This window comes from Streptomyces sclerotialus, assembly GCF_040907265.1.
In the GTDB taxonomy this organism is placed as follows: Bacteria; Actinomycetota; Actinomycetes; order Streptomycetales; family Streptomycetaceae; genus Streptomyces; species Streptomyces sclerotialus.
Window position 1 is genome coordinate 1,230,185 of sequence record NZ_JBFOHP010000002.1, and the last position, 26,565, is coordinate 1,256,749.

Genomic DNA, 26,565 nt, shown 5'->3' on the forward strand with positions numbered 1-26,565 from the left:
CGCGCCGGGAGGGCAAAATGGCCTGGTGAGGGACTTCGCGATGTGGTCACGTACGCGTCGGTGGATCCCCGCCGTGGTGATCGTTCTCGCCGCGGTGGTGGAGCTGCTGACGCCGCCTCCCGTGTCGTCCGCCCCCCTGCTGACCGTGGCACCGGTGACGGCGGTGACGCTGCTCCGGCCGTCCGGCATCCTGGGCACCGGCCTCGCGGCGATGGCCGTGCACGCGGTACTCGCCTATGAGGACGGCACCTTCGGCTGGCAGCGGGGCGTCGCCAACCAGGTGACCCTCGCGGCCGTCACCGCACTGGCCATCGGACTGAACCGTTCCCTGCACTCCCAGCACGTCAGCGCCAGCCGCGCGCGGTACGCCGCGGAGGTCGCCCAGCGGGCCGTGCTGCCCAGGCCGCCGAGCCGGCTGGGTGACCTGCGGATCGCCGCCCGCTACGTCCCGGCCGAGGACATGGCGCTGATCGGCGGCGATCTGTTCGTGGTACAGGACACCCCGTTCGGCGTCCGCGCCATGGTCGGCGACGTACGCGGCAAGGGACTGTCCGCCGTCACCGCGGTCAGCATCGACATCGGGGCCTTCCGCTACGCCGCCGACCACTCACCCGACCTCCCCGCCGTGGTGCAGTGCATGGAGGAGGCCCTGCTGCGGGAGGGACAGCGCCGGGAGGGCCTGGACCGGACGGAGGGGTTCACCACCGCCCTGATCGTCCAGTTCAGCAAGCACCTGGACCGCGTACACCTGGTCAACCGCGGCCACCCCGCCCCCCTGCTGCTGTACGCCAACGGGCAGGCGCGCGCCCTGGAGCCCACGGAGGAAGCACCACCGCTGGGCATCACCGCGCTGGGGACCTGGAAGTCTCCGGTGGAGTCGTACGACTTCCCGCCCGGGGCGATGCTGCTGTGCTTCACCGACGGCGTCACCGAGGCACGCGACGCGGCCGGCACCTTCTACGACCCGGCGGACCGCGTCCCCGGCATGCTCCAGTCCTACCTGCGCCAGACGGGCCACCCCGCCGAGCCGTCGGCCGTCCTGGACTTCCTGGCCCGGGACGTCAGCCGGCACAGCGGCGGCGCCGTCCAGGACGACCAGGCCCTCCTGGCCCTGCACCGGCCGCTCCCCCGGACGGACCTCCTCGCGAAGGAGACCGCCGAGGAGTAGGCTCCCGGGCGCTTCCCCCTGTCCCTCATCTCGGTGAATCCTGAGTAAGTGGCGCAATAAATTCCGCGCAATCAGGAATTCAGCTCCCCCGGAAATCCTGAGAAACGCCCCCACGCGCAATTCATCGAATCCTGAGAGGGATTACCCTTTTCCGGCTCCGGTATCCCGTAATGTTTTCCGTGCCGGAAGCTGGACGGCGTGCCGCTCAGGGACCTGCCGCTGGAATTCCTGCGGGCGCACGTGGCCTGCTGCTGCGCGGCGGCACGTACACCCGGCCGGCGGCGCCGCCGGAGTCGGCCGGGCCCGCTCAGCGGGCGCCTGCGCGCCCCACCGTGCTCTCCCGCTCGATCAGCCGGTAGTCCGCCCAGATACGCCGGGGCTCCGGTGCCTCGCCGTTCAGCCGCGCCAGGACCGACTCCACCGCCAGGCGGGCGATGGCTTCCTTGTCCGGGGAGACGGAGGTGAGGGTGACGGTGCCGAACCGGCCCTCCACGACGTCGTCGAAGCCGGCCACGGCGACGTCCTCGGGCACCCGCAGGCCGTGCTCGGACAGGGCGCGCATCGCGCCGATCGCCACGGGGTCGTTGTACGCGAACACGGCGTCGGGCCGCCGCCCGGTCGCCAGGATGCGGTGCATGGCCGCCGCGCCGTCCGCGTGGCCCCAGCCGTCGGTGGTGGCGACCAGGCCGTCGTCGCAGGGCAGCCCGGCCGCGGACAGCTCCTCGCGCCAGCCCCGTACGCGGAGTTCGGCCGGGCGGCTGTTGCCGCGGCGGGCGCCGATGAAGGCCACCTCGCGCCGCCCCCGTCCCGTCAGGTGGCGGACGGCCAGCCGGGCCGCCGCGACGTTGTCGACGGCGATGTGGTCGTACGGCAGGTCGTAGTGGCGCTCGCCGAGGAGGACGAGCGGGACGTTCTCCGTCCGGTCGAGGAGGTCCTCCGCCTCCAGTTCGATCGGGCTGAGGATGAGGCCGTCGATCACCCGGGCCCGGAATCCCTGGCTGACCAGGACCTCCTGTGCGCGCCGGCCGCCGGTGTGGTCCAGGAGCACGATGTAGTCGTGCTCGGCTGCGGCGTCGATGACGGCGGCGGCAAGCTCGGCGAAGTAGGGGTTGCCCAGTTCGGGCAGGGCGAGGGCGATGATGCCCGTACGCCCCTTGCGCAGATGGCGCGCGGCCAGGTTGGGCCGGTACCCCAGCTCGTCGATGGCCCGCTGGACGCGGTCGCGCATCTCGGGAGTGACGTGCCGGTAGTTGTTCACCACGTTGGAGACGGTCTTGATCGACACGCCCGCACGCGCGGCGACGTCCTTGAGGCTGACCCGCACGACTGTCCTTCCGGCGAGAAGTGGCAAGAGGCGGCCCGGCTCCGGCCCGCCCTCCGATTCTGCTGTACGGAGGACGGGCCGGAGCACGCGGGGCCACAGCGGCTCAGCGGCTCAGCGGTTCAGCGGTTCAGCGGGCGGGTCAGGATGCGGAGCAGCCGGCCGGCACGGCCTGTGAGGCGTCGTGGATCAGCGCCTCGTGGGCCGCCTTCAGCCGCTGCACGTCGGGCTTGACCACCTTGCGGTCGTACGTCAGCAGGCCGTTCAGCTCGCCCTCGACGTCCGAGATCTGGGTGTAGACGGCGCCGTTGCCGCCCTTGCAGGCCAGCGTGCGCACCTCGTCGAGCTTGGTCAGGTAGTCGTCGGTGTAGGTCGTGGGGTCGACGTCGACGTAGGACTGCTGGACCGACCAGGCGTGGCCCGGCACGGCGAGTCCGAGACCGCCGTACTCGCCGGCGACCAGGGCACGTTCGCCGTCGGGGCGCGGCGGCAGGGCCGGGCTCGGGTAGCCGTGCTCGTCCATGATGTCGCCGGCGTTGCCGTCGGCACCGAGGTTGAGGCCCGACTGGTTGTTCACCAGCCGGGTCGGGTCCCAGGCCTTGGCCTGTTCGGCGACGCGGCCGATGTCGTACTGGCCCCAGCCTTCGTTGAAGGTGACCCACATGACGACCGACGGGCTGCTGATGTGCTCGTCGATCATCTCCTTCATCTCCCGCTCGTACTGGGCCCTGGACTCCGCGTCCGGGTTCACGCCCGCGGTCATGGCGGGCATGTCCTGCCAGACCATCAGGCCCAGCTTGTCGGCCCAGTAGAACCAGCGGTCGGGTTCGACCTTGATGTGCTTGCGCACCGAGTTGAAGCCCATCGCCTTGTGCATCTTCAGGTCGTACGCGAGGGCCTCGTCGGTCGGCGCCGTGTGCAGGCCGTCGGGCCAGAAGCCCTGGTCGAGCGTGGCCATCAGGAAGGTGGGCGTGCCGTTGAGCACGGTGCGCGGGGTGCCGTCGACCTTCTCGACGGCGATGGAGCGCATGCCGAAGTAGCTGCCGACGCGGTCAATGCCGACCTTGACCTTCAGGTCGTAGAGGAACGGGTCGTCCGGCGACCACAGGCGCGGCTTGGCGATCTTGAGCTTCAGCGGTGTCCCGGTACGGCCGGTGGCCTCGGCGACCTTCTTCTTGCCGGCGTACGCGGTGGCCATGACCCGTACCCCGTCGCGTACGCCCTTGGGCTCGACGGTGACCTGCCCGTTCTTCACGTCCGGGACGATCTTGAGGGAGTCCGCGTGGTCGGCGGCGACCGGCTCCATCCACACCGTCTGCCAGATGCCGGAGGACGGGGTGTACCAGATGCCGCTGGGGTCCAGCCGCTGCTTGCCGACCGGCGGGTTCTCGCCGTCCGCCGCGTCGGTCGGGTCGTGGACGCCGACGATCAGTTCCTGCGTACGGCCGGGCTTCAGCGCGTCGGTGATGTCGGCGCTGAACTTGTCGTAACCGCCCTTGTGCGCGGCGACCTTCTTGCCGTTGACGTACACCTCCGACTGCCAGTCGACGGCGCCGAAGTTCAGCCGCAGCCGCTTGCCGTCGCCGACCTGCCAGTTCCTGGGGACGGTGAAGGTACGCCGGTACCACATGCGGTCCTCGTGGCGCTCGATGCCGGAGAGCTGGGACTCCACCGGGTAGGGCACGAGGATCTTCTCGTCGAGCCGCTTGCCGACCGGGGGCTGCTCGCCGGCCTCGGCGGCCTGGAACTGCCAGCTGCCGTTGAGGTTCTGCCACGTGTCGCGGGTGAGCTGGGGGCGCGGGTACTCGGGGAGGGCGTTGTCCGGGCCCACCTCGTCGGCCCACTCGGTGCGCAGCTCGTACTCGGAGTGGTTCGGGCCGCTCGACCAGAACGCGCCGACGGCCTCGCCGTCCGTGCCCTTCAGGCCGCCCTTGCCGTCGTAGTGGACGTCGGCGAGGCCACGCGCGCCGCCGCCCTTCTTGCCGACGACCGGCTCCTCGAGCCCGACCAGCAGCGCCGTCGGGTCCGCCGGGTCGGGCGTGACCGTGCCCAGCGGCCACTTCGCGCCGCCGATGACCGCCCGCAGGTGCTCGGCGAGGCCGGCCGGCGGAGCGGTGAGGGCCTGGGCGAAGTCGAGGCGGAGCGTCCGGCCGTCCTTGAGGACACTGGAAGCCAGCGCGCCGTTGTACTCGTAGCCGTCCGGCAGCCGGAACGCCGAGGAGGGGATCGCCTCCTTGGCCTGACCGGGCTCGGTCCAGCGCAGGTGGAGGTTGGACCCGCCGTAGTGCTCGAAGTACTCGACCTTGATGTCGTAGGCCTTGCCTGCGGTCACCTCGACCGGCTGGGAGGTCTGTTCCTTGTCCCAGTCGTCGGTCCAGTGGTCGATGGCGAGCTTCCCGTCCACCCACAGCCGGAAGCCGTTGTCACCGGTGACCGAGAAGGTGGTGGGGCCCGACCGCTCCGGGACGACCTTGCCGGTCCAGCGGACGCTGACGTCGTCGGACTGTCCGGTGGCGGACCGGAGCCGGGGCTCCAGGTCGTCGAAGTCGAGCTGCGGGTCGAAGCCGGTGGCCTTGAGCTCGTGGAAGTCGAAGGCTCCGGGCGCCGACTGGGTGAAGTACTCGCCCTTGAGGCCATGGGGTTCGGCCTGCTCGCCGGCGGCCGAGGCGGACGGGGCCAAGGTGAGGCCGGTGACGCCGAGTGCCGCGGTGAGCAGTAACGCCAGCTGTCTTCCCAGGCGTCTGGTGCGCATGGTTGCTCCTCTGCCGAGAACGGGGGAAGCTCATGACTGAGCCGTGTACAACGTTGGAAGAAACGGCCGTGGGCATGACAGCACAGTCCTCCGAGAGGTGTCCAGGGTCACACCGCCGCAACACTGCGCACGTGCAAGCCTGCTGAGGTACGTACGGCCGCCACCCCCGCGTCAGCGGGAGCGACGGCCGCACGGTGACGCGGGCGTCCCGTGGTCAGGAGTAGCTGAAGTCACCCACCGTCCAGGCGCCCACGTCCTGGATGGCGACGCGGTACATTCCGCCCGTCTCGGGGATGCCGACGCTGCCCTGCAGGATCCGCGCGAGGTGGAAGTGCAGGTGAGTGGGGGCTCCGTCGTCGTCCGGCGAGTGCCCGTTTCGGCGTCCGTTCCGGCTGTCCGAACTGAAGAGGGCGGAGAACTGTCCCAGCCGCTCCGACTCCTCCAGCACCTCGGCCACACGCTGTCGCCACACCTTTTCGGGGGCCAGCCGTCCGGTGATGACGGCGCCTCGGACGACCACGGTGAGGGACATCTGATTGCTCTGCTCCGACTCCACCCTTGCGGCGATGTCGACGAGCAGCTCATCGGGGATCGACATGACCAAAGATCTTACCTGGACGGCCCCCGGATCCGCCTCGGCCGGCAGACCCGGACGGCATCCGGCCCAGCACACACCCACCGCATCCTTTGCTCCGTTCACTCCGTTTGTTCAGCGGGCGATTGCGCACCCGTGAGGAGCCGCGCCCCACGGGTCCAAGGGCGGCGGTCGGTGCGAGGTACGGCAGGAGGGGTTCGGGTGATGTGGGAGCGGGTCGCCGCGGGGTGGCGATGGCTGGGGTGGGAGGCGGCCGCGGTCGGACGTACGGTCCGGTACGCGGCGCGTCGTACGGGCCCCGAGCGCGACACGATGGTGCAGGCGCTGAAGATGGCCGGCGCGGCGATCGCCGCGTGGGCGCTGGCCGGCTGGTGGCTCAAGGCGCCGCTGGCGCTGATGGCGCCGTGGACGGCGCTCGCCCTGGTCGACGCGACGGTCTACCGTTCACTGCGCTCGGGGCTGCAGCAGATCTCCGTGATCGTCGTCGGTGCGGTGTGGGCGTCCCTGGCGATGGCCCTGGCCGACGGCAGCACCCTGGGCGCCATGCTCATCGCCTTGCCGGTACTGGCGCTGGTGGGCACTTACCGGCGCTTCGGCGCGCAGGGCATCTACGGGTCGACGACGGCACTGTTCGTGATCACGTACGGTGCCTACTCGCTCAACGAGGTGGGCCACCGGCTGCTGGAGACGTGTATCGGGGCCGTCATCGGCATCACCGTGAACGCGCTCGTCTTCCCGCCCGTGCATCTGCGTAACGTCCGCGACCAGCTGCAGCGCCTGCCGCGGGACAGCGCCGACCTGCTGCGGCACATGTCCGAGGGGCTGCGCGAGGACTGGGGAACCGCCGAGGCCGAGGAGTGGCGGGACCGCGCCCGGCGCCTCCAGCCGATCCTGCGCTCGCTGGCCGACGCGCGGCAGTGGACGAACGAGAGCCTGCGCCTCAACCCCGCGTGGAATCTGCGCCGGTCGGGCCCGCACCCGCCCCCGGAGTCGGAGGACAGCCGCTGGCACGAGATCGCCGAGCATCTGGCGGTCATCGCCCGGACCCTGTCCCGGTCGGTCGACGAGGAGAACCCGCTGGCCCGTCCCGACCCCGCTTTCCTCGGCCGGTACGCGGATCTCGCCGACTGGACGGCGGAGGTGTGCGCGGCCGAAGCCGATCTGTTCGACGAGGCGGGGGACGGGGCGACGACCCGGGACCGGCGGCAGAAGGCCATGCAGGAGGCCTGGCGCCGCTACGGCGGCATGGCCGAGTCCTTCGGCGGCCAGACCGGGCCCGCCGCCGCGGTGAGCGGCGAGCTGCTGGTCGAGACCCGGCAGATGCTGTCCGCGCTCACCGGGCAGGACGGCCCTGCCGCGCAGGAGGAGGAGCAGGGCATGCGGAAGGGGAACCGGGCGGACTGACGTGTCACGGGGGCGTGACGCGCCGGTGACGCGACGGCGCGCGTTCGGGGAGACGGAGGGTGAACCAGATGATCTTCCCCTCGTCCGTGGGATGGGTACCCCAGCTGTCGGCGAGGGTGTCGACGAGGAACAGGCCTCGCCCGGACTCCTCGTCGGTCCTGGCGAGGCGGAGCTGGGGCCTGCGGGAAGTCCGGTCGCTGACCTCCGCGGTGAGATCGGACCGGCTCATGCGCAGCCGCAGCCGGAGCGGGCCCTGCGCGTGCCGTATCGCGTTGGTGAGGATCTCGGAGACGAGCAGGCAGGCCTCGTCGGCCACCTCGGTACGGTCCCAGCGCGCCAGGGCCGCGGTGAGGAACGCCCGGCCGTCGGAGACCGCGGAGGGGGTGGCGGGCAGTGCGATGTCCACGCTGGCCAGCGGGGCGACGGGGAGCCGGGTCAGGAGCAGGGTGGCATCGTCATCGTCCGGCTTGGCGCCCGGCAGCATCGCGGCGAGGAGCCGGTCGGCGGCGGATTCCAGGTCCGGGTCCGTGGCGAAGGCCGCGGCGAACTCCTCCTGGAGCGCGGCGATCCGGTGCTCGATGTCGCTGCCCGGGGTCTCGATCAGACCGTCGGTGTAGAGGGCGAGGACGGAGCCGGGCGGGACGGTGATACGGGTCTGCTCGTGCGGAATGCCCCCGACGCCGAGTGGCACGCTGACCGGGGCCGGCAGCGTACGGACACCCTCGCCGGGCGAGGCCAGCAGGACGGGCAGGTGCCCGGCCGAGCAGATCGTCAGCTCCCGGGTGTCCGGCTTGATGACCAGGTAGCAGCAGGTGACCAGCTGCCCGGGGAGGTCGGTCACGACCGTGTCCAATACCTGCATGAGCCGGACCGGCGGCATGCCTGTTCTGGCCAGGGCGTTCGCCGCCGAGCGGAGCTGGCCCATGACGGCGGCCGCTTCCAGCCCCCGGCCCATGACGTCGCCCATGAGCACCCCGACCCGGCCGGCGCCCAGGGGTACGAGGTCGAACCAGTCACCGCCCACTCCGGCTCCCTGCGTCGCGGGCAGGTAGCGGCTGGCGGTGTGCAGCTCCGGCACTTCGGGCGGGGTGCCCATGAGGCTGTGCTGGAGGGTGAGCGCGATGTCCCGCTGCTGTTCGTAGAGCCGGGTGAGCTCGGCCTCGGTCCGCTTGCGGTCGCTGATGTCCCGGGCGATGGCGCAGGCGCCGTTGACCGTGCCGTCCGCGGCGCGGGTCGGCCAGATCGTGACGTCGACGTCCAGCAGCCGTCCGTTCCTGGTGACCCGGATGGTCTCGAAGTGTTCGATCTTCTCCCCGCGGCGCAGCCGGTCCAGGATCTGGGTGATCTCGCCCCTACGGCTCTTCGTGGCGAGCAGGGACACGTGCCGGCCGATGACCTCCTCGGCGGTGTAGCCGTACAGGCGCTCGGCTGCGGCGTTCCAGTACGTGATGTGACCGTCGATGGTCTTGGCGAGAATGGCGTCGTGCGAGGACTCGACGAGGTCGGCGAGTTCGTTGATGCGTGCCTCCGCTGATCTGCGTTCGCTGATGTCCCGGACCGTGGCGGAAATGAGCAGACCGTTGCGGGTCGCCAGCGGGCTGAGGCTGATGTCGACGGGGAACTGGCTGCCGTCCTTGCGCAGTCCGTGCACTTCGAGGCCGGCACCCATGGCGCGGACCTCCTGCTGGGCCGCGTAGGCGCGCCGGTGTCCGGCGTGCCGGCCGCGGAACCGGTCCGGTACGAGGATTTCGACGGGCCGGCCGAGCAGTTCCGCGCGCGCGTACCCGAAAAGCGTTTCGAGCCGGGCGCTCACCAGCTGGATGACGCCCGCTTCGTCCACGATCACCATGGCGTCCGGTGCCGCCTCCAGCAGCACCCGGAAGAGTCCCTGCCCGCCCCCGGCGGCCCCCACCGTCCCACCCCGCATCATCGGCACCTCGGTTCGGCTGATGCGTCCTGTTGCCTGCTCCCTCGGGATAGACAACATCGCAGCACCCCGGCTCGGGTGGACACACGGCTTGTCGCTACTTGGCGACTACTGACCGAACGAAAACCGCTTCGCGCCGCCTTCGGCCCAACGCCGTACCGGACTCGGTACGGGAGTCGATATCGGGGCCCGGTGCCGGAATCGTCGCCGGCTCACGCCTGGCCCGGTGCGGGCGGGTCGCCCCACGGTGCTTCCAGGGCGGCGCGGAGGGCGTCGGCCGCCTCCCGGCCGATGCGCTCGGCGAGCCGGTCCTCCAGCCGTTCGAGGACCAGTTCCGCCTGCTGGTGCGCGTGCGCGCCCTCCGGCGTGCGCCGGATCAGGCGCTGCCGGGCGGAGGTGGGGTGCTCGGTCTGTTCCAGCAGTCCGGCGGCGACCAGGCCGTGCACGGCCTGGTGTGCGGTCTGGCGGGTGACGCCCATGCGCCGGGCCAGTTCGGAGACCGTGGTGCCCGCCTCGTCCAGTACGGCGAAGAGCTGGAGCTGAGGCAGGGAGACCGGTGTCGCGCCGGTCGTCGCCATGGCCGCGAGCAGCCCCTCGTCGAACCAGCGCCGGGCGTCGCCGAGCAGCTGCGGAAGGCTGCGCCGGGTGTCCGCCATCACGTCCTCCCTTTCCTCTCGCTCGTCCACACCGTCGCCGGGCGGCCGGTTGCCACACACCGGATTTCCATGTCAGTCTACCTGACATCGAGGTTGTCAGCCTGCCTGACAACCTTTGGCGCCGTTCAAGGAGAGACGATGACCATCGAATACGCCACCCGCTACCGGCGCGCCTCCCGCATCCCCGCCGAGCCCGGCAAGCCGTACTTCATCGAGAAGGGCGAGGGCGACCGGGCACACCTCTTCGGTGACCTGATCACCGTGTACGCGGGCGGCGAGCAGACCGAGAACACCTTCAACTTCTTCACCGTCGAAGGCCCCAAGGGCGACCTCATCCCGGCCCATGTGCACGCCGACACCCACGAGGTCTTCTACATCACCCAGGGCGCGGTCCGGCTGTTCGTCGAGGACACCGAGGGCGAGCAGCAGGAGAAGCTGCTCACCCCCGGCGACTTCGGCTTCGTGCCCAAGAACTGCCGGCACGCCTACCGCATGGAGCGCCACCACAGCCAGGTCGTCGGCGTCGCCGCCGGCCCCGGCGGCACCTTCGAGCGGTTCTTCGAAACGCTCGGCGCGCCCGCCGAGCAACTCGGCCTGCCGCGCGAGCCGGTCGTCCCCGCCCCGGACAAGTTCCGGACGGTGCCGCAGGAGTACGACGTACGGTTCCTCCCCGATCACCAGTGGCGGACCCGGTGACGGGCACCGCTCCGACGGTCCGGGAACTGATCGCCGCGCCGCACCCGGACATCGCGCCGCTGCCGCCGGCGGCCCGCCCCGAGCCCGGCGTGCGCGTCCTGCGCGGGGTGCCCTACGCCGAGGCCGAGGGCAGCCGTCCGCCGGAACTCGATGCCTGGCTCCCCGAAGAGGGCGTCCCCGGGCCCGTCCCGCTGGTGCTGTTCGTGCACGGCGGCGCCTGGCGCCGCGGCCGGCGCGACGACATGGGGACGCGGACGCGGGACTGGGACCCGGGCCCGTTCGCCCGCATCGCGGCGGCGGGCCTCGCGGTCGCCTGCGTCGACTACCGGCTCAGCGGCGAGGCCGTCTTCCCCGCTCCGCTGGACGACCTGCGGGCCGCGCTGCGGTGGCTCACGCTCCGCTCCGCCGAGCTGGGCATCGACACCGGCCGGACGGTGGTGTGGGGCGAGTCCGCCGGCGGCCACCTCGCCTCCCTGCTCGCCCTCACCCCCGGCCCCACCGTGCCGGCCCCCGTCGGCGCCGTCATCTGGTACGGGCCCAGCGACCTGACCGCGGCCCGCGGGGCCTTCGACCCGCACGATCCCCGTACGCCCGAAGCGCTGCTGCTCGGCGCGGCCCCGGCCGGCTGCCCGGAGCGGGCGCGGGACGCCAGTCCGGTCGCCCACGCGCACGCCGGTGCTCCGCCCTTCCTCCTCGTGCACGGCGACGCGGACACGATGGTGTCGTGCACGCACAGCGAGGCCCTCGCCGGGGCGCTGGAGGCCGCCGGCGCGCGGGCCGAGCTGCGGCGGGTACCGGGCGCCGACCACGGGTGGTACGGGGCGGCCGACGACCAGGTGGCAGACGTCTTCACGGAGTCGCTGCGCTTCGCCCGGCGCGTGGTGGCCTGAGCGGACGCGGTGGACCGGAGGCGGCCCCGTCCGTCTCCGGCCCCGTCCGTCTCACGGCAGCAGCCTGGGGCCCGAGCGACACCCGCAGCGGGGTGACGCAGGACACGGGCGCGTTCGCGAAGGCGCCGGCGGGCCCCGCGGACCAGGGCGTGTCCGTCGGGGGCCGGTCACATGGGCGCGGTGGACTTCTCCGCGCGGTCCACGAGACGGGCGAGTTCCAGGCGGGAGCGTACGCCCAGTACCGCGAAGACGTTCCGCAGGTGGTGGTCGACGGTCCGGGGGCTCACGGACAGCCGGAGGGCGACCTCGCGGTTGGTGGCGCCCTCCGCCACGCAGCGGGCGATGCGCAGCTGCTGCGGGGTGAGACCGGCGAGCGGACCCGCCGGTCCGGCGCCGGGCGCTTCCCCGGTGGCGGGCGCGTCGCCCGTGGCGCGCAGTTCGGCGCGGGTCTGCTCGGTCCAGGCGCGGGCGCCGCACCCCTCGAAGGCGACCAGCGCGTCCCGCAGCACGCCTCTGGCGGGGCCGGGGCGGCGTCTGCGCCGAAGCCACTTGCCGTGCAGGAGCAGGGTCCTGGCGCGTTCGAAGTCGTTGACGGTGTCCTCGTGGCGCGCGCGGGCCTCCTCGTAGTACGCGTCGGCCGCCGCCGCTGCCCGGCCGCCGCCGGTTCCGGCCAGCAGCGCGCGGCAGCGGGCCAGTTGGGCGGGGGCGGCGGGGTCGGCTCCGAGGTCCGCCCAGACGGCGAACTCCTCGACGGCGGCGCGGGCCGCTTCGGTCTCACCCGCCTGTACCGCCGCTTCGGCGTAGCAGGGCACGGCCAGCATGCGTACGGCGAAGTGGCCCTGCCGGGGGCCGGGGCTGACCAGCGGGCCGAGCCGGGCCGCTGCCTCGTCGACCCGGCCGGCGCCCAGGTCGGCGCGGGCCAGCGCCCAGCGGGTGAGCGTGGCGACCTGGACCAGCCCGTGCGGCCCCGCGACGGCGGCGGCCGCCGTGGCGTGGGCGGTCAGCGCGTCGGTGTCGCCCTCGACGGAGGCGACCAGGGCCAGGATGGCGTGCTGGTGGGCCGCGATGTTGCGCTGTCCGGCGCGGTGCGCGGTCCGCAGCCCTTCCTCGGCGTGGACGCGGGCGCGCGGATGCCGGCCGGCCCGCAGCTCGCCGTAGGCCAGGTGCTCCAGGGCCTGCGGGACCAGCGTGGCGCGGCCCAGCGCGCGTGCGGCCGCGAGGGCGCGCGCGTTGACCCGGCAGGCGGCCTCCAGGTCGCCGACGACCAGCGCGGCGACCCCGGCCCGCAACAGCACCTCGGGGTCCTCGGCGCGCCCGGTACGGGCGAGCATCCGCCGCAGCGGCCCGATCCCCGCGTCGAGCCGCCCGCTCAGCACGGCGGCCATGCCGGTGCGGTAGTCCTCGGGGAGGGGCCCGGAGGGGCCCGAGGCCGCGTCGCCCCCGCGTCCCGGAGTGCCGGCGGTCGCGTCCCCGCGGGCGCCGGTTCGTTCCGGTCCGCCGCCGAGTGCTTCCACGTACGCAGCGGCGTCCCCCATCGCCCAGGCGGCCTCCGTGGCGGCGAGGCGGGCGGTGAGAGCGGCGGTGGCGTCGTGCGGGCCGAGCAGGGCCGCCGCGACGAGGAGTTCTTCCCTGGCGTCGGCGACCGGGCCGTCCCGCAGGGACAGCAGTCCGTGTACCAGTTCGGCGTGGCCGCGGACCGGCGCGGCGGCCGGCAGCGCGCGGACCGGCGCGAGCAGGTCGCGGGCGCGGCCGGGGCGGCCCGCGAGCCGTGCGTGGTCGGCCGCAGCGGTCAGCCGGGTGGCCCGGTCGGTGCCGTACTCGGTGAGACGCGCCGAGACGGCCAGCGCCACCGAGCGTTCCTCGTGCGTGAGGTGGGGCCCGCCGGTCCGGGCCGCCGCGGCCAGCCGGCCGGCGAGTTCGGGGTCGGGACCGTCGGCCGCCAGGGCGCGGTGCAGCAGGTGCGGCAGCCGTGGCGGGCCGCCGCCGTCGGCCTCGGCGGCCGATGCCAGCAGCGCGTGCGCGGCCCGGCGCCGGGCGAGGGGCACGGCTTCGTAGAGGGCCCGGCGGAGCAGTGCGCTGCCGAAGTGGATGCGCTCCCCCGCGGTGCGGACCAGCCCCGCGGTCTCCGCGGGTGCCAGGGCCGCCGCTCCGAGTCCGGCGGCCGCGGCGGCCCGCAGGACGAGTGCCGCGTCGGCGCCGGGGCCTTCGGGGTGCTGTTCCTGTGCGGCGGCGGCCAGCAGCAGGAGGCGGCGGGTGTCGGGCGGCAGCTCCGCCGGGCGGGCCCCCAGGGCGCGGAGCAGGGTCGCGGGGTCGGCGAGCGGCCGGGGCAGCGGCGTGAGCCCGGAGAGCTGGGACGGGGTGAGGCCTGCGGTGAGCTCGGCGAGCAGCCGGGGGTTGCCTTCCGCCGCCCGTGCCAGTTCCTCCCGTACGGCCGGCGCTGCACGGCCTTCGGTGAGGTCGTCGAGGAGTGCGGCCGCTGCGGGCCCGTCGAGGGGGCCGAGGGTCACGCGGGGCAGGCCCGCGAGCGCGTGGTCGTGCGCGCGGTGGGCGGCGACCGAGAGGAGCAGGCCGACGGGGGCCGTCGCGGTGCGGAGGTGGTGTGCGGCCCGGCCCAGTTCCGTGCGGGTCGGCGCGTCCCACAGGTGGACGTCGTCGGCGCAGAGCAGGAGGGGGCGGCCGGCGCCCGCGGTGCGTAACAGCCGGGACAGGGCGTCCCGTTCGCGTCCCGGGCCGGGGGCTTCCGCCGTGCGGGCGTCCGGCCATTCCTCGGCGGCCGTACGGAGGAGGGCGCGGATTCCTCCGTACGGCCGCGTGGCGTCTCCCGGTGCGGCCCGTACCAGCAGGGCGCGGCCCGCCCGGAAGTCCTGGACGGTGCGTTCCAGGAACGCGGTGCGGCCGAGGCCGGGGCCCGCCGCGCACACCAGGGCGCCTCCTGTGCCGTGCTCCAGGCTGCTCGACAGGGTGTGCGCGGCGGCGAGTTCGGTGTCCCTGCCGTGGATCCGGCGAGGACTGCGCACGGTCTTCGGTCCGGTCACGTCCGCCACGTTACTGGCGTGTAAACGCTCACGGAACCCCTTCGTCCGGCGAACTCACCGGCCTCACCGGCACCTCGGCCCGCCTCCGGGGTCAGGAGGTGTGCGGGCAGTTGCCGCGGTACTCCTCGATCGTCAGGCTCGGCCGGGGCAGCGGGCAGAGGAACTGCTCGTAGCGGGTGTCGTTGTCGATGAACCGCTTGAGCCAGGAGATGCTGTACTTGGCGATCGTGGTGTTGGAGGTGTTCGGCGTGAAGTGCGACGCGCCGTTCAGCTCCAGGTACGCCTTGTCCAGTGAGCCGGACAGGCTCTCGTAGAACGGCTCGGAGTGGGTCGCGACCGGGGCGATCGTGTCGCCGTCCGCGCCGACGACCAGGGTCGGGGTCGTCAGCTCCGGCCAGCTCTTGTCGAGGTTCCAGCCGGTCAGCGGGATCGCCGCCTGGAGGGACGGACGGCTCTTGGCGGCCTCCAGCGTGCCGCCGCCGCCCATGGAGTGGCCCATCACGCCGAGGCGGCTGCTGTCGATCCGGTTGCGCACCGAGCTGCGCTCGGTGAGGTAGTCCAGCGCGGCGAGGAGCTGGCGGCCCCGGCTGTCGGGCTGGTCGAGCGTGGTGTTCGTGTCGATGGTGAACACCACGAAGCCCTGGGAGGCCAGCCGCGGACCGAGCCAGGCGATGGACGACTGGTAGGCGGTGTAGCCGGGCGAGATGGCGACGGCTCCGAAGGTGCCGTCGGCGGTGGAGGTCGGGTAGTAGATGGTGCCGCCGCCGAAGCCGGTGACGCCCAGGGAGGAGACGGTGGTCTGCGAGACGGCGTACGGGCCGCGCGACGCCTCGATGCTGGAGACCGTGGGCTCCGGGCCCCGCTCGTACGGGTTGTCCGCGGCCTGGGCCGCCATCGGCTGGGAGGCGAGCAGGCCGCCCGCTGCCAGGAGGCCGGCCATTCCCCACCGCGTCAGGCGGGTTCTGAGCCGGCCCGGCTGACGGCGGTCCGGGGTGCCGGCGGACACACTGCTGTGCTGCTGCACGACGGAGTTCCTCTCGGTTGTGGTCGCTGACGTCCGTCACTCTCGTGCCGTACGGCCTCGCGCACATCGGCGAAATCACCGGTCTTGGCGCGGGCGCGGCGGCCCGGCCGCCGCGCCCGGCCACCGTCAGCGCAGCCGGCCGGCGCCCGCCCTGTGACCGACGAGGCCGGGGACCGCCCGCGGGTCGTCGACACGGGTCCGCAGGGTGGGCGTCCAGCCCGCGCCGGACGTCAGCTGCTGGTCCGGGAACTCCGCGTTGTGCAGGGCGATCAGGTCGGCCGGGCGGCCGTTGACGCGGTTGCCCTCCGCGGTGACCGGCGCCTCCTTCCACTTCTTGAGGATCCGGCCGGCGCCGGTGCCCGGCGGCAGGGTGACGGCGTTCTTCTCGGCGACCAGCCGGGATTCCATGCCGATGCCGAAGCTGTAGGCGTACGCCGTGCCCGCCCCCACCACGTAGTGGTTGTTGTACGCGTCGACCTTGCCGAAGCGGACGCGGGGCGCGCGCTCGGTCACGTCGCGGAAGAGGTTGTGGTGCAGGGTGACGCGCAGCTTGCCGCGGTCGGTGGCGCCCGCGCTGTCGCTGTTGCCGATCATGAGGGTCTTGTCGTGGTCGGTGAAGACGTTCCAGGAGGCGGTGACGAGGTCGGCGCCGCGCACGATGTCGAGCTCGCCGTCGTGCCGCTGGTACAGCTCGCCGTAGTACGACGGCAGCGAGCTGTCGGGGTGCGCGCCGTCGGTGAAGGTGTTGTGGTCCAGCCAGACGTGGGTGGAGCCGGTGACGGCCATGCTGTCGTACTCGGAGTTCCAGGCGCCGGTCGCACCGTCCGTGGGGTCCCACTGCGGGAAGCAGTCCAGCGGGCTCTCGACGGTGAGGTTGCGGACGATGACGTTGTCCGTGTTCTCGATCTGGAGACTGCCGCCGGTGATCCCGGCGTGCGCGCCGAGGCCGACGAGGGTGGTGTCGGCGGGGACGTACGCCTTGACGGCCGCGGCCTGGTTGCGTTGCGAGGCGGCGCGCAGGTCCTCCTGTTCGCCGCTGACGGGGCGGTCGCGGCCCCATACGGCGGGGTCGTAGTCGGCGAGGTAGCGGTCGAAGTCGTAGCCGTCGGCCTCGAAGGCCGCGCAGCCGGCGGCGGTGGCGTCCAGGATGCCCCTGACCTTGATGATGCGCGGGGCGCCGGGGTCGTCGGCGAGGGCGGATCTCAGCTGGTCCCAGGTGGTGACCGTGTAGGTGTGCGCGGCGTCGGCGCGCGCGCCGCCGGTGGTCCCGCCGTCGGCGGACGCCCAGCCGTCGCGGGCGGGGAGGACGTCCCGGCCGGACGGGGTGGCGTGGGCCGGTCCGGTGCCGGTGAGCGCGAGCACGGCGCAGCCCGCCAGTGCGACCGCGGTGGTGGTACGTCTCCTCGTGCCGCGTGTTCTCATGCGCCGTTCCCTTCCGGCCAGGTGATCCAGGACGTGGGTATCTCGTCGTCGAGGCGGCGTACGCCGCGCGGGGCGAGCAGCCGCTCCTCGGCCAGCCCCGCCGCGACCAGCCGGGCCACGGCGATGGCGCCGGGCGGGTTGAAGTGGGTGTTGTCCTGCTCGTCCGCCGTCCAGTTGAAGTACGTCCTGGTCTCCTCGGGGCCGAGCTTCTGCCACAGCGCGAGGGACCGCTCCTGGATGTCGAGCAGCGGTACGTCCGTCTCGGCGGCCAGGGCCCGCATCGCCGCGGGGTACTCGCCGTGGGTGGGCAGGGCGTTGCCCCCGGCGTCGAAGCGCCGGCGTTCCACGGAGGTCAGCAGGACGGGCCGTGCGCCGCGGTCACGGGCCCCGTCGAGGTACTGCCGCAGGTGGTCCTGGTACGTGGTCCAGGCCTCGGTGTACCGGGTGGGGTCGTCCTTCTTCTCGTCGTTGTGGCCGAACTGGACGAGGAGGAGGTCGCCGGGGCGCAGCACGGCGAGGACGGCGGTCAGCCGTCCCTCGTCGATGAAGCTCTTGGCACTGCGGCCGTTGACGGCGTGGTTGGTGACGGGCACGTCCGGGTGCAGGAAGAAGGGCAGCGCCATGCCCCAGCCGGTCTCGGGTGCGGCGTCGGCGTACTTCTGGGCGGCGGTCGAGTCGCCGGCGAGGTGGAGTGCGGGCATGCGGCGGCGGCCTCCTGAGGCGGCGAGGGCGGCCGGGGCCGCGGCGAGCGCGAGGGGGATCCCCGCGAGGGCCGCGGCCACCCGGCGCCGGGTGAGTGTCACTTGTCCTGCTGCTTCCACTCGGCCTGTGCCGCGTCGAACTGGTCGGCGAGCGAGTCCAGGAACGCCTTCGGCGTGGTCCTGCCGAGCAGCACCTTCTGGAAGGCGGGTTCGTTGTCGGCCTTGGAGAGGGTGTTCCAGTCGGGGAGGTAGTACGGCAGGTCGACGATCTTCGTCTTGTCGCTGTTCAGCGCTTCGGCGCCGAGCCGGGTGGTCTCGGACTCCTGCACCCAGTCGTCCTTCGCCGCTTCGAGGTTGGACGGGATGGTGCCGGCCGACTCGCTCCACTTGCTGTTGGCTTCGTGCGAGGCCGCGAACTCGATGAACTTCCAGGCGGCGGCCTTGTTCTTGCCGGACTTGAAGAGGCCGAGCCCGTCGACCGGGTTGGACACCATCACCCGGGTGCCGTCGTCCAGCGTGGGGTTCGGTATGCCGCGGAACTTCTTCGTGCCGAGCGCCTTCACGTGGTCCTGGTAGGAGCCCATGTTGTGGTTGAGCATGCCGATCTCGCCGCTGTCCCACTGGGCGACCATCTTGGTGAAGTCGTTGTTGATGTCGGCCGCCGGGGTGTTCTTCTTGTAGAGCGCGACGTACTTCTCCAGCGCCGCGACGTTCTTCGGGTCGTTGACGGTGGTGTGGAGGCCGTCCTCCTTCCAGAAGCTGGTGATACCGGACTGGCCGTACATGGCGTCCAGCGCCTGCGCGATGGATCCCGCGCCGCCGCGGATGGTGTAGCCGAACTTGTTGCCGCCCTTGTCGGTGAGCTTCTCGGCGGCCTCGTAGAACGCCGACCAGGTGGTGGGCGCGGGCAGGCCGGCGGCCTTGAACAGGTCGGTGCGGTAGTACAGCACGCCGTTGGTGGCGTGCATCGGCACGGTGTAGAGCTGCTTGCCGCCCGCGGCCGAGCGGACGCTCGTCACCATGCGCGTGTTCAGCTTGCCGTCGAGCGAGCTGTCCGCGAGGCGCTTGTCGAGCGGCTCCAGCGCGCCCTGTGCACTGATGCCGGCGAGCATCGCGGCACCGATGCCGCCGACGTCGGGGAGGCCGCCGCCCTGGATGGCGGTGTCGTACTTGGACTGCGCCTCGGTCGCGGCGACCCCGACGTAGTCGACCTTGATGTCGGGGTTCGCCTTCTCGAAGTCCTTGATGATCTCCTTCCAGATGTCGGTACGGACGCCGCCGTTGTTGTCCCAGAAGGTGATCGTGCCCTTGCCGGATCCCTCGGCTCCGGCCTCGCCCGCGACGCCGCTGCCGTCGTCGCCGCAGGCGGTGGCGGTGAGGGCGAGGACGGCGGTCAGGGCGAGTGCCGCGGTACCGCGGGGTCTGCCGGGCTTACGGAAGATGGTCATGGTCGGCTCATTTCTGTCTGCGCGGGTGGGTGGGTTGTCAGCGGCGGTACGGGGCCCAGCCGTCCGTGCCGTTCAGGTGGTCGGCCACCTCGTGGCGGGCGGCGTCGGCGTCACTCATCTGCGGCCGGTCGGCGGTGACCGCCGCGCCCGGGCCGTGGTTCCGGTACTCGCTGAAGCGGGCGTCACGCCAGGAGAAGCCGCCCATGTCGGTCCACGGCGAGGCCTTGACCGCGGCGGGCAGTTCGGTGTCGCGGATCAGGACCTTGCCGATCGCGTCCGGCTCGCCGCCCGGGTGCCAGGGGCGGCCGAGGTGGAACGTCCCGGCGGGCGCGTCACTGACGATGCGGGAGCCGGTGACGAGGAAGCCGTACGGGTTGTTCTTCCAGGTGGACGGGGCGGTGATGTAGCCGTTGTTGGTGTCCGAGCCGCGGCTCAGCGCCTTGATGACGGAGTCCTCGACGACGGTGGTGGCGCGTCCGTAGAGGAAGTCGACGTCGCCTTCGATGTACGCGTCGCGGACGTAGACCCGGCTGATGGCGTCCAGCTCGGGGCTGTCCGTCATCAGGGTGTCCTGGTTGCCCTTGAAGGCGGTGTCCTCGAAGACGATGCGGTCGCCGGTCGTCTTCACCGCCAGGGCCTGTTCGCTCTTCAGGTCGTGCGCGGCCTCGTCGAAGTCGTTGACGAAGGTCAGGTGGCGCGCGGTGGTGTCGTGCGCGGCGAGCAGCACGGTGGCGCTGCCGGAGGAGCCGCCGTACTCGTTGGGCGTGTCGTACACGATGACGGTGTCGGCGCGGTCGTCGCCGGTGCCGAGGAAGGTGAGGTACGGCTTGGTGGCCGGGACGCGGACCTGCTCGCGGTAGGTGCCGGGGGCCAGCGCCAGCGTGACCGCGCCGTCGTTGCCGGCCGGTACGGCGTCCACCGCGGCCTGCACGGTCGGGTAGTCCGCCGGTACGTGGAGGACGGTGTCGGTGCCGAGGGTCTTCTGCGGTCCGGAGAACTTCTTCACCAGGGCGGGCACGGCGGACGCCGGGTCGAGCCGGTAGCGGTAGAAGTCGCGCGGGTCGAAGGCGGTGCCCCGGGTGTCGTGCCGCCCCGTGGTGTGCTTCAGCACCGAGCCGCGCTGCACCAGCTCCGCGGTGTCATCGGCCTGGTAGGGGTGCTGGACGCCGTCGTAGTAGCTGTTCTCGATGACCATCTCGGTGCGGCCGCGCGCCCAGTTGCCGTAGGTCCACACGGGGTCGCCGTCGTCGACCTGCGCGGAGAGGTAGTTGTTGTAGAGGTGGGCGTAGGCGCAGTTGTCGGCGGACGGGTTGCGCTGCTTGGTGCCGCGGAACCAGTTGTGGTCGATGGTGATCTGCGTCTTGACGTTGTCGGTCCAGCCGATGCCGAACGCCTTGTTGTGGGTGTCGAAACGGTTGTAGGAGACGGTGACGTACTGGCTGTCCTTGCGGACGTCGAGCAGTCCGTCGCCCATGCGCGTGAAGCGGTTGTGGTCGATCCAGACGTGGTGCACGGAGTCCATCTGGATGGCGTCGAAGTCCGTGGTCTTGCCGTCCCAGTCGCCCTCCACGTAGGAGTCGCGGATGGTGAGGTTGCGGATGATGACGTTGTGCGTACCGGGGTTCAGGTGCAGCTCGCCGTGGACGATCTCGCCGCTGGTGCCGACGCCGACGATCGTCTTGTCGGAGGCGACGACGATGTCCGAGCCGAACGGCGCGACCTCGATGGCGGCTGCCACGCGGATGATGTACGGCTCGTCGGCTGCGGCGTACGCGGCCAGCTCGGCCTGCGTGCGGACGGTGACGACCTTGCCGCCCGCGCCGCCGGTGGTGCCGCCGGCGAGGGAGGCGAAGCCGTGCGGCCGGTCGGCCCACCGGTCATGGACGGACGTGTGCTGGTCCCGGGGCGCTGCGGCCCCGGCCGGAGTGTGCGGGCCGAGGGCCAGCGCCGCTCCCAGTGCGGTGGCGGCGGCCAGGACTCTGGCCAGTAAGCGCTTGCTACGGAGGTACGGCATGACGGCTCCCAACAGGCGATGGGTGGCGGCGGCCTCAGCCGGTCGCGGCGGGGGCGATGCGGAAGTGGGTGCAGAGCGCGGTACCGGCCGGTCCCGCGCCAGTACCGTCCGGGTCGGCGGGTGCGGTGGCGAACAGGCCGAGCAGGGCACCGACCCACCGCCAGGGCAGGGCGGCGAAGACCTGCCCGTACGGGGTCCAGCCGGCACCGGTGTCGGCGGCGAAACGGCAGCGGGCTTCCGGGCCGACGGTGATCCGCAGCCGGGCGCTGCCGTCCGGCGCGGGAGCGGAGTACGCGGCGTCCCGTTCCGCCTCGGCGACGGACTCGGCGAACCGGTGGACGAGCCGAACAGTGCCGTCAGCGCCGCGCTCCAGCCCGATCCAGCTGAACGCGTCGCCGAGCACGGCGAGCCCCGCCCTGGCGCCCGGCTCGGTGCTGTCCAGCCGCAGTCCGACCTCCACGGTGACCGGCCGGGCGGGCAGCCGCTGGGTGAGGACGTGCGGCAGGCGGCGCAGGTCGTGCGCGTCGGCGGAGCGGACGCAGGCGATCCGCAGCCCGTCGCCGGAGTGGTGCTGTGTCCACCCCTCCGCGGGGTTGGCGGTCCACTGCCACTGGCGGCCGTACCGCCCGCCGGGGAAGTCGTCGTCCATGACCGGTGCGGCGGGCGCCTGCGGCGGGAGGGCCGGTTTGCGGTGCTCCCGTACCGGGCTGCCGTCCTCCCCCATGACCGGCCACCCCGCCGCGTCCCAGCGCATCGGCTGGAGGTGTACGAGACGCCCGTACGCGCCCAGCTCCTGGAAGTGCACGAACCAGTCCTCGCCGGCCGGGGTGCGTACCCAGCCGCCCTGGTGCGGTCCGTTGACGTCGGTGTCGCCCTGGGCGAGGACGACGCGCTCCTCGTACGGGCCGAAGAAGCCGCGCGAGCGGAAGGCGCCCTGCCAGCCGGTCGTCACGCTCCCGGCGGGTGCGAGGATCCAGAACCAGCCGTCGTGCCGGTAGAGCTTGGGGCCTTCGAGGGTGAACCAGCCGGGGATGCGGTCGGCGTCGACGAGCGTGGTGCCCTCGTCGAGCAGGCCGGTGGCGTCGGGCCGCATGCGGTGGCCGGTGAGCCGGTTCTTGATGCCGGAGCGCGACTTCGCCCAGGCGTGCACGAGGTAGGCCTCGCCGGTCTCCTCGTCCCACAGGGGGCAGGGGTCGATCAGCCCCTTGCCTGCCTTGAGGAGGTGCGGCCGGGTCCACGGCCCGCGTACGTCCTCGGCGTTGACCTGGAAGATGCCGTGGTCCGGGTCGCCCCAGAAGATCCAGAACCGGTCGTCGTGGTGCCGGATCGAGGGCGCCCACACGCCGCAGTCGTGGCGCGGCACGGTGAACGCCTCCGCCGGTTCCAGCCGTTCCAGGGCGTGTCCGGCCAGTGTCCAGTTGACCAGGTCGCGGGAGTGCAGCAGCGGCAGGCCCGGGGCGCGGCCGAAGCTGGAGGCGGTGAGGTAGTAGTCGTCACCGACGCGGACGAGGTCGGGGTCGGACCAGTCGGCGGCGAGGACGGGGTTGCGGTAGGTGCCGTCGCCGCGGTCGGCGGAGAGCCAGGCGGCGTGCCGGTCGGCGGCGGCCGGGGTGCGGTCGGCGGCGGTCATGCCGTCACCGCCTTCCGGACCAGCGCCGCCGCCTCGCCGCGGTCCGGCCGGCCGTCGGCGACTATGGTGACGATCCGGCGTACGACGGTGTCGCCCGCGGGCACCGGCAGCCGCTCGCCGTACGCCAGCGAGGAGCCGACGCCGGGGTAGTCGGCGGTACGGACGAACCAGGGGTCGCGGCGGGTGGGTTCGGTGGCGCCGGCGAAGACCAGCGTCCATCCCGCACCGCTGAGCGCGAGCCAGTCGGCGTGGCTCTCGTGCACGGCGTCCTCTCCTTCGGTGTCGGGGGTGAACACCTCGGGCGCCTCGGCCTCTTTGGGCGCGCGCCAGAAGAAGCCGCCGTAGGCGGCGCCGGGGCGGCCGTTGGTCGCCGGGCTGCCGAGGGAGACCGTTCCGGGGGTGGTGTTGGTGAGGGAGAAGGTGAAGTCCAGCGCCCAGGCGGTGTCGGTCAGTTCGGTGACCGCCACGGTGCGGCGTTCACGTAAGAGCTCGTCCTCCCCCACGCTCCAGCTCAGCTCCTCCACGAAGCCGTCCGGATCGCTGAGGTTGAAGGCGGTGTGGCGCTGCACGCCGTGGTTGTCCAGCTCGGTCGGACCACGGTCGCGTACGTAGGTCCGGCCGCCCCAGAAGTTGTGGCCCGCCACGTCGGGCACCGCGACACCCACCCCGAGGTGGTGCGGGTGGTCGGCGGGCATCAGCTCGGTGACGGGGGTGCCGCGCAGGGTCGTCACGGGGTGCAGGTACGGGCGCGGGGCGAGCCGGGCGGCGAGGCCGGGGCGGTAGGTGTACCGGGCGACGGAACGTCCGGCGCAGCACAGGGTGAGGGGCGGGGTCGTGCGGGGCGCGGTCATCCGGAGCGCACCTCCTGCGGGAGCGCCCAGGGGGCGCCGAGTTCGGAGTAGAGGGACAGGGTGTCGGCGCTGGCGGCCACCAGGCCGTCGATGCCGGGGACGACGCGGCGGAGGGAGTTCCGGGCGTCGGTGGTGCCGGTGCCGGGTGCGGTGTGCCAGGCGTCCGGCGGGAGGGCCACCGGGTCGGGGGCGCTCCGCACCGCTTCGAGGACGTGCATGAAGGCGCCGGTGGCGGGGGGCGGTACGAGCAGCGGGGTGCCGTCGGTGAGGTGGGCGACGAGGTTTTCGAGCAGGTCGGTGCGGCCGTGCACGGTCTCCTCGGGGGCGTGGCCGTCGCGTTGTACCAGGACGCGGTCCTGCTTGTACCAGAAGGTGATCCGGCCGCGGCTGCCGTGCACGACGGCGTAGGGCTCGCCGGCCGTCTCGGCGCACAGGGTCGCGGCGACCGTGACGCGGCTGCCGTTTCCGGTGGTGACGCGGACGCAGGAGGTGTCGTCGGACTCGATGGCGTGGGCGCGGAAGAGTTCGGTCTCCACGCGCGCGACGTCCTCGGCCGCGGTGCTGCCGGCCAGCGCGAGGGCGGTGGCGACGGCGTGCGCGAGCGGGTTGGTGAGGACGCCGTCCAGGACGTCGGTGCCGTCGAGCCTGCGGTGCCCGGCCCAGGGGGCGCGGCGGAAGTACGCCTCGTCGCGCACCCATGCTCCGGCGGCGCCGATGCCGGTGGGCTCGCCGATCACGCCGTCGGCCAGCAGGGCGCGGACGGCCGGGAGGGCGTGCGAGCCGAGCGACTGGAAGCCGATGGTGCAGGCCACGCCCGCCTCGGCGAGGCCGTCCGCCATCCGCCGGAACTCGGCGTACGAGGGCGCCGGCGGCTTCTCGACGAGCAGGTGGACGCCGTGCCGTGCCGCGGTCAGCGCCAGATCGGCGTGGGTGGGGATGGGCGTGCAGAGGACGGCGACGCGGGCCTCCGTGACGGCGAGCAGCGTCTCGAAGTCGTCGGACTGCGCGACGGGGCCGAAGCCGTCGAGTTCGGCGGCGGTCAGCGGGGTCAGGTCGCAGACACCGGCGAGGCGGACCAGGCCCGCGCCGGTCAGCCGGCGGAGGTTGGCGAGGTGCCAGCGGCCGTGGCCGCGTGCGCCGACGAGGACGACCGGCAGCGGCTGTCGCGCGGCTGCGGCGCTCATCCCTTCACCGCCCCCGCGCTGAAGCCGGTGATCAGCCACTTCTGGATGTACGCGAAGACGATCACAACGGGTACGGCCGCGATGACACCGCCGGCGGCGAGCGCTCCGAGGTCGACGCTGTCCGCGCCCATCAGGGTGTTCAGGCCGACGGGGATGGTCTGCTTCTCCTGGTTGCTGAGGAACATCAGCGCGAAGAGGAAGTGGTTCCACGCGTGCACGAAGGCGAAGGAGCCTACGGCGACCAGGCCGGGCCGCAGCAGCGGCAGGACGACGACGCGGAAGGCCTCGAGGCGGCCGCAGCCGTCGACCCAGGCGGCCTCCTCCAGCGCGTACGGCACGTTCTTGATGAAGCCGCTGATCAGGATCATGGACAGCGGGAGCTGGAAGACGGTCTCCGCGAGGATGACACTGCCCAGCGAGTTGATCATCCGCAGCTCGGCGAAGATCTGGAACAGCGGCACCAGCAGCAGCGCTCCGGGCACGAACTGGGAGCACAGCAGGGCCAGCATGAAGCCCTTCTTGGCCCGGAAGTCGAAGCGGGCGAGCGCGTAGCCGCCGGCCAGTGCGACGAGCGTGGTCAGTACGAGGGTGGCGATGCCGATGAGCACGCTGTTCTGGAAGTACGTCGCGAAGCTGCGCTCGGTCCACACCTTCGCGAAGTGCTCGAAGGTGATCGGCCAGGGCACCAGGGAGGTGGAGCCGGCCGGGCGGAGCGCGAAGAGCAGGATCCAGTAGAAGGGGACGAGCGTGAAGAGGAGGTAGAGGGCGAGCGGCAGGTGGATCTGCCAGCGGGGTGCCTGGTCCCAGGCGCGCCGTTTCCTGGTGAGGGACAGTGTGGTCACTTGTCGTCACCTCCGAATTTGCTGAGCCGCAGGTAGACGAGTGAGCAGAAGAGCAGGATGACGAAGGCGACGGTGGTCAGTGCGGACGCGTAGCCGAAGTTGTGCGCGTCGACCGAGGTGTTGGCGATGTAGAGCGGCAGGGTGGTGGTCTCCCCCGCCGGGCCGCCGCCGGTCAGTGTGTAGAGCAGGTCGACGTTGTTGAACTCCCACACCGCGCGCAGCAGTGTGGAGAGGATGATGGCGTCCTTCAGGTGCGGCAGGGTGATGTGGAAGAACTGCCGGAACCTGCTCGCGCCGTCCACCTCGGCCGCCTCGTAGAGGTCCTTGGAGACGGACTGGAGGTCGGCGAGGATGAGGATGGCGAAGAACGGCACCCCGCGCCAGAGGTCGGCGACGACCACGGCCGGGAAGACGGTGGCGGTGTCGGAGATCCAGGAGGTGCCGTACTCCCCGATGCCCGCGTCGGCGAGGTAACGGCTGATGCCGGTCTGGGAGTTGTAGAGCAGTACCCAGATCGCCGAGGTGAGGACGCCGGAGACGGCCCAGGGTGAGAAGACCAGCGCGCGGGCGAGCGCCCGGCCGGCGAAGGTCTGGTTGACGATCAGCGCGAGGGCCAGTCCGAACAGCAGCTGGAGGCCGACCTCGACGACGACCCACTTGAGGCTGAAGGTCAGGGTGCCCCAGAAGAGGGTGTCGTCGGTGAAGATCTCGGTGAAGTTGTCCAGTCCGGCGAAGCCGTTCCGCCACGGCTTGGTGGGGTTGGAGTGCTGGAGGGCGGTCCAGAAGACGCTGAGCACGGGGTAGGCGATGAAGCCCAGCATCAGCAGCGCGGCGGGCGCGATCAGCAGGTACGGGAGCCGCCGGGGATTGGTTCCGGTGCCGCGGCGGCGGCCGGGCGGCGGCGCCCCGGTTCCGTGGCGGCTCTTGGGGGGTGACTCGGCCACGGCTGCGGCTTGGGCCATGACTCTTCTCCGTTCTGGGGAACCGGAAAGCAGGACAGTGTTC

General features: G+C 72.4%; 20 protein-coding genes. 4 read left to right on the forward strand and 16 right to left on the reverse strand.

Annotated features, from left to right (window positions below; genetic code table 11):
• The first annotated feature begins 40 nt into the window (after nt 1-40).
• Nucleotides 41-1,168: a PP2C family protein-serine/threonine phosphatase gene (locus AAC944_RS05555; RefSeq protein WP_030611271.1), complete on the forward strand. Its 1,128-nt coding sequence runs from the start codon at nt 41-43 to the stop codon at nt 1,166-1,168.
• 307 nt (nt 1,169-1,475) lie between these two features.
• On the opposite strand, the gene AAC944_RS05560 is transcribed toward AAC944_RS05555, so the two are convergent.
• The 3 genes from AAC944_RS05560 to AAC944_RS05570 all read right to left on the reverse strand — a co-directional run bounded on the left by AAC944_RS05560 (nt 1,476) and on the right by AAC944_RS05570 (nt 5,839).
• Nucleotides 1,476-2,492 carry a LacI family DNA-binding transcriptional regulator gene (locus tag AAC944_RS05560; RefSeq protein WP_030611268.1) on the reverse strand — a complete coding sequence of 339 codons (1,017 nt, stop codon included), beginning with the start codon at nt 2,490-2,492 and terminating at the stop codon, nt 1,476-1,478.
• A gap of 139 nt (nt 2,493-2,631) precedes the next feature.
• The gene (locus AAC944_RS05565) at nt 2,632-5,241 is read right to left on the reverse strand and encodes a glycoside hydrolase family 2 (protein WP_030611265.1); all 2,610 of its coding nucleotides are present in this window, start codon (nt 5,239-5,241) and stop codon (nt 2,632-2,634) included.
• A gap of 214 nt (nt 5,242-5,455) precedes the next feature.
• Nucleotides 5,456-5,839, reverse strand: a complete 384-nt coding sequence (locus AAC944_RS05570) for a GvpU-like protein (protein WP_030611262.1) — start codon at nt 5,837-5,839, stop codon at nt 5,456-5,458.
• Between the two features lie 201 nt (nt 5,840-6,040).
• Here AAC944_RS05570 and AAC944_RS05575 point away from each other — a divergent pair, with 201 nt between their 5' ends.
• On the forward strand, nt 6,041-7,240 hold the full coding sequence (locus tag AAC944_RS05575; RefSeq protein ID WP_063759897.1) for an FUSC family protein: 1,200 nt from the start codon (nt 6,041-6,043) through the stop codon (nt 7,238-7,240).
• 4 nt (nt 7,241-7,244) lie between these two features.
• Here the strand turns inward: AAC944_RS05575 and AAC944_RS05580 are convergent, their stop codons facing one another.
• Together AAC944_RS05580 and AAC944_RS05585 are read right to left on the reverse strand one after the other, a co-directional pair.
• Nucleotides 7,245-9,167, reverse strand: coding sequence for a PAS domain S-box protein (locus AAC944_RS05580; protein WP_078888432.1), 1,923 nt, complete (start codon nt 9,165-9,167; stop codon nt 7,245-7,247).
• A gap of 212 nt (nt 9,168-9,379) precedes the next feature.
• Complete coding sequence (locus tag AAC944_RS05585; RefSeq protein ID WP_030611256.1) at nt 9,380-9,823, reverse strand: MarR family winged helix-turn-helix transcriptional regulator; 444 nt, start codon at nt 9,821-9,823, stop codon at nt 9,380-9,382.
• 138 nt (nt 9,824-9,961) lie between these two features.
• On the opposite strand from AAC944_RS05585, the gene AAC944_RS05590 reads away from it, so the two are divergent.
• Entirely contained in the window at nt 9,962-10,519 is a 558-nt protein-coding gene (locus AAC944_RS05590) for a quercetin 2,3-dioxygenase (protein WP_030611254.1), read from the forward strand.
• Nucleotides 10,516-11,409 (forward strand): alpha/beta hydrolase fold domain-containing protein, encoded by an 894-nt coding sequence (locus AAC944_RS05595; protein WP_030611252.1) that lies wholly within the window; start codon nt 10,516-10,518, stop codon nt 11,407-11,409. The genes AAC944_RS05590 and AAC944_RS05595 overlap by 4 nt, the downstream gene beginning before the upstream one ends.
• 167 nt (nt 11,410-11,576) lie before the next feature.
• Here the strand turns inward: AAC944_RS05595 and AAC944_RS05600 are convergent, their stop codons facing one another.
• From AAC944_RS05600 to AAC944_RS05650, 11 genes are all read right to left on the reverse strand, one after another.
• The gene (locus AAC944_RS05600) at nt 11,577-14,444 is read right to left on the reverse strand and encodes a LuxR C-terminal-related transcriptional regulator (RefSeq protein WP_368396911.1); all 2,868 of its coding nucleotides are present in this window, start codon (nt 14,442-14,444) and stop codon (nt 11,577-11,579) included.
• A 91-nt stretch (nt 14,445-14,535) separates the two neighbouring features.
• A complete protein-coding gene (gene bdeA, locus AAC944_RS05605; protein ID WP_030611248.1) occupies nt 14,536-15,468 on the reverse strand; it encodes a bis(hydroxyethyl) terephthalate hydrolase in 933 nt (310 codons plus the stop codon).
• A 126-nt stretch (nt 15,469-15,594) separates the two neighbouring features.
• On the reverse strand, nt 15,595-16,890 hold the full coding sequence (locus AAC944_RS05610; RefSeq protein ID WP_051871546.1) for a pectate lyase family protein: 1,296 nt from the start codon (nt 16,888-16,890) through the stop codon (nt 15,595-15,597).
• Nucleotides 16,887-17,693 carry a rhamnogalacturonan acetylesterase gene (locus AAC944_RS05615; RefSeq protein ID WP_030611243.1) on the reverse strand — a complete coding sequence of 269 codons (807 nt, stop codon included), beginning with the start codon at nt 17,691-17,693 and terminating at the stop codon, nt 16,887-16,889. Before AAC944_RS05615 ends, AAC944_RS05610 begins: the two co-directional genes overlap by 4 nt.
• Nucleotides 17,690-19,039, reverse strand: coding sequence for an ABC transporter substrate-binding protein (locus AAC944_RS05620; protein ID WP_030611240.1), 1,350 nt, complete (start codon nt 19,037-19,039; stop codon nt 17,690-17,692). The genes AAC944_RS05615 and AAC944_RS05620 overlap by 4 nt, the downstream gene beginning before the upstream one ends.
• 37 nt (nt 19,040-19,076) lie before the next feature.
• Nucleotides 19,077-21,053 carry a pectinesterase family protein gene (locus tag AAC944_RS05625; protein WP_030611237.1) on the reverse strand — a complete coding sequence of 659 codons (1,977 nt, stop codon included), beginning with the start codon at nt 21,051-21,053 and terminating at the stop codon, nt 19,077-19,079.
• Nucleotides 21,054-21,087: 34 nt separating this feature from the next.
• On the reverse strand, nt 21,088-22,683 hold the full coding sequence (locus AAC944_RS05630) for a glycoside hydrolase family 43 protein (RefSeq protein ID WP_030611234.1): 1,596 nt from the start codon (nt 22,681-22,683) through the stop codon (nt 21,088-21,090).
• On the reverse strand, nt 22,680-23,534 hold the full coding sequence (locus AAC944_RS05635; RefSeq protein ID WP_030611231.1) for a DUF6807 domain-containing protein: 855 nt from the start codon (nt 23,532-23,534) through the stop codon (nt 22,680-22,682). The genes AAC944_RS05630 and AAC944_RS05635 overlap by 4 nt, the downstream gene beginning before the upstream one ends.
• Complete coding sequence (locus AAC944_RS05640) at nt 23,531-24,718, reverse strand: Gfo/Idh/MocA family protein (protein WP_030611227.1); 1,188 nt, start codon at nt 24,716-24,718, stop codon at nt 23,531-23,533. The genes AAC944_RS05635 and AAC944_RS05640 overlap by 4 nt, the downstream gene beginning before the upstream one ends.
• Complete coding sequence (locus AAC944_RS05645; protein WP_051871545.1) at nt 24,715-25,560, reverse strand: carbohydrate ABC transporter permease; 846 nt, start codon at nt 25,558-25,560, stop codon at nt 24,715-24,717. The genes AAC944_RS05640 and AAC944_RS05645 overlap by 4 nt, the downstream gene beginning before the upstream one ends.
• Nucleotides 25,557-26,522: a carbohydrate ABC transporter permease gene (locus tag AAC944_RS05650; RefSeq protein ID WP_030611223.1), complete on the reverse strand. Its 966-nt coding sequence runs from the start codon at nt 26,520-26,522 to the stop codon at nt 25,557-25,559. Before AAC944_RS05650 ends, AAC944_RS05645 begins: the two co-directional genes overlap by 4 nt.
• Between the last annotated feature and the right edge of the window lie 43 nt (nt 26,523-26,565).

Bases quoted from the DNA above. Each gene is read 5' to 3' on its own strand.
- AAC944_RS05625 (WP_030611237.1), bottom strand. From the start codon at position 21,053: ATGCCGTACCTCCGTAGCAAGCGCTTACTGGCCAGAGTCCTGGCCGCC.
- AAC944_RS05575 (WP_063759897.1), top strand. From the start codon at position 6,041: ATGTGGGAGCGGGTCGCCGCGGGGTGGCGATGGCTGGGGTGGGAGGCG.
- AAC944_RS05565 (WP_030611265.1), bottom strand. From the start codon at position 5,241: ATGCGCACCAGACGCCTGGGAAGACAGCTGGCGTTACTGCTCACCGCG.
- AAC944_RS05620 (WP_030611240.1), bottom strand. From the start codon at position 19,039: ATGACCATCTTCCGTAAGCCCGGCAGACCCCGCGGTACCGCGGCACTC.
- AAC944_RS05555 (WP_030611271.1), top strand. From the start codon at position 41: ATGTGGTCACGTACGCGTCGGTGGATCCCCGCCGTGGTGATCGTTCTC.
- AAC944_RS05570 (WP_030611262.1), bottom strand. From the start codon at position 5,839: ATGTCGATCCCCGATGAGCTGCTCGTCGACATCGCCGCAAGGGTGGAG.
- AAC944_RS05640 (WP_030611227.1), bottom strand. From the start codon at position 24,718: ATGAGCGCCGCAGCCGCGCGACAGCCGCTGCCGGTCGTCCTCGTCGGC.
- AAC944_RS05585 (WP_030611256.1), bottom strand. From the start codon at position 9,823: ATGGCGGACACCCGGCGCAGCCTTCCGCAGCTGCTCGGCGACGCCCGG.
- AAC944_RS05650 (WP_030611223.1), bottom strand. From the start codon at position 26,522: ATGGCCCAAGCCGCAGCCGTGGCCGAGTCACCCCCCAAGAGCCGCCAC.
- AAC944_RS05580 (WP_078888432.1), bottom strand. From the start codon at position 9,167: ATGCGGGGTGGGACGGTGGGGGCCGCCGGGGGCGGGCAGGGACTCTTC.
- AAC944_RS05635 (WP_030611231.1), bottom strand. From the start codon at position 23,534: ATGACCGCGCCCCGCACGACCCCGCCCCTCACCCTGTGCTGCGCCGGA.
- AAC944_RS05610 (WP_051871546.1), bottom strand. From the start codon at position 16,890: ATGAGAACACGCGGCACGAGGAGACGTACCACCACCGCGGTCGCACTG.
- AAC944_RS05630 (WP_030611234.1), bottom strand. From the start codon at position 22,683: ATGACCGCCGCCGACCGCACCCCGGCCGCCGCCGACCGGCACGCCGCC.
- AAC944_RS05590 (WP_030611254.1), top strand. From the start codon at position 9,962: ATGACCATCGAATACGCCACCCGCTACCGGCGCGCCTCCCGCATCCCC.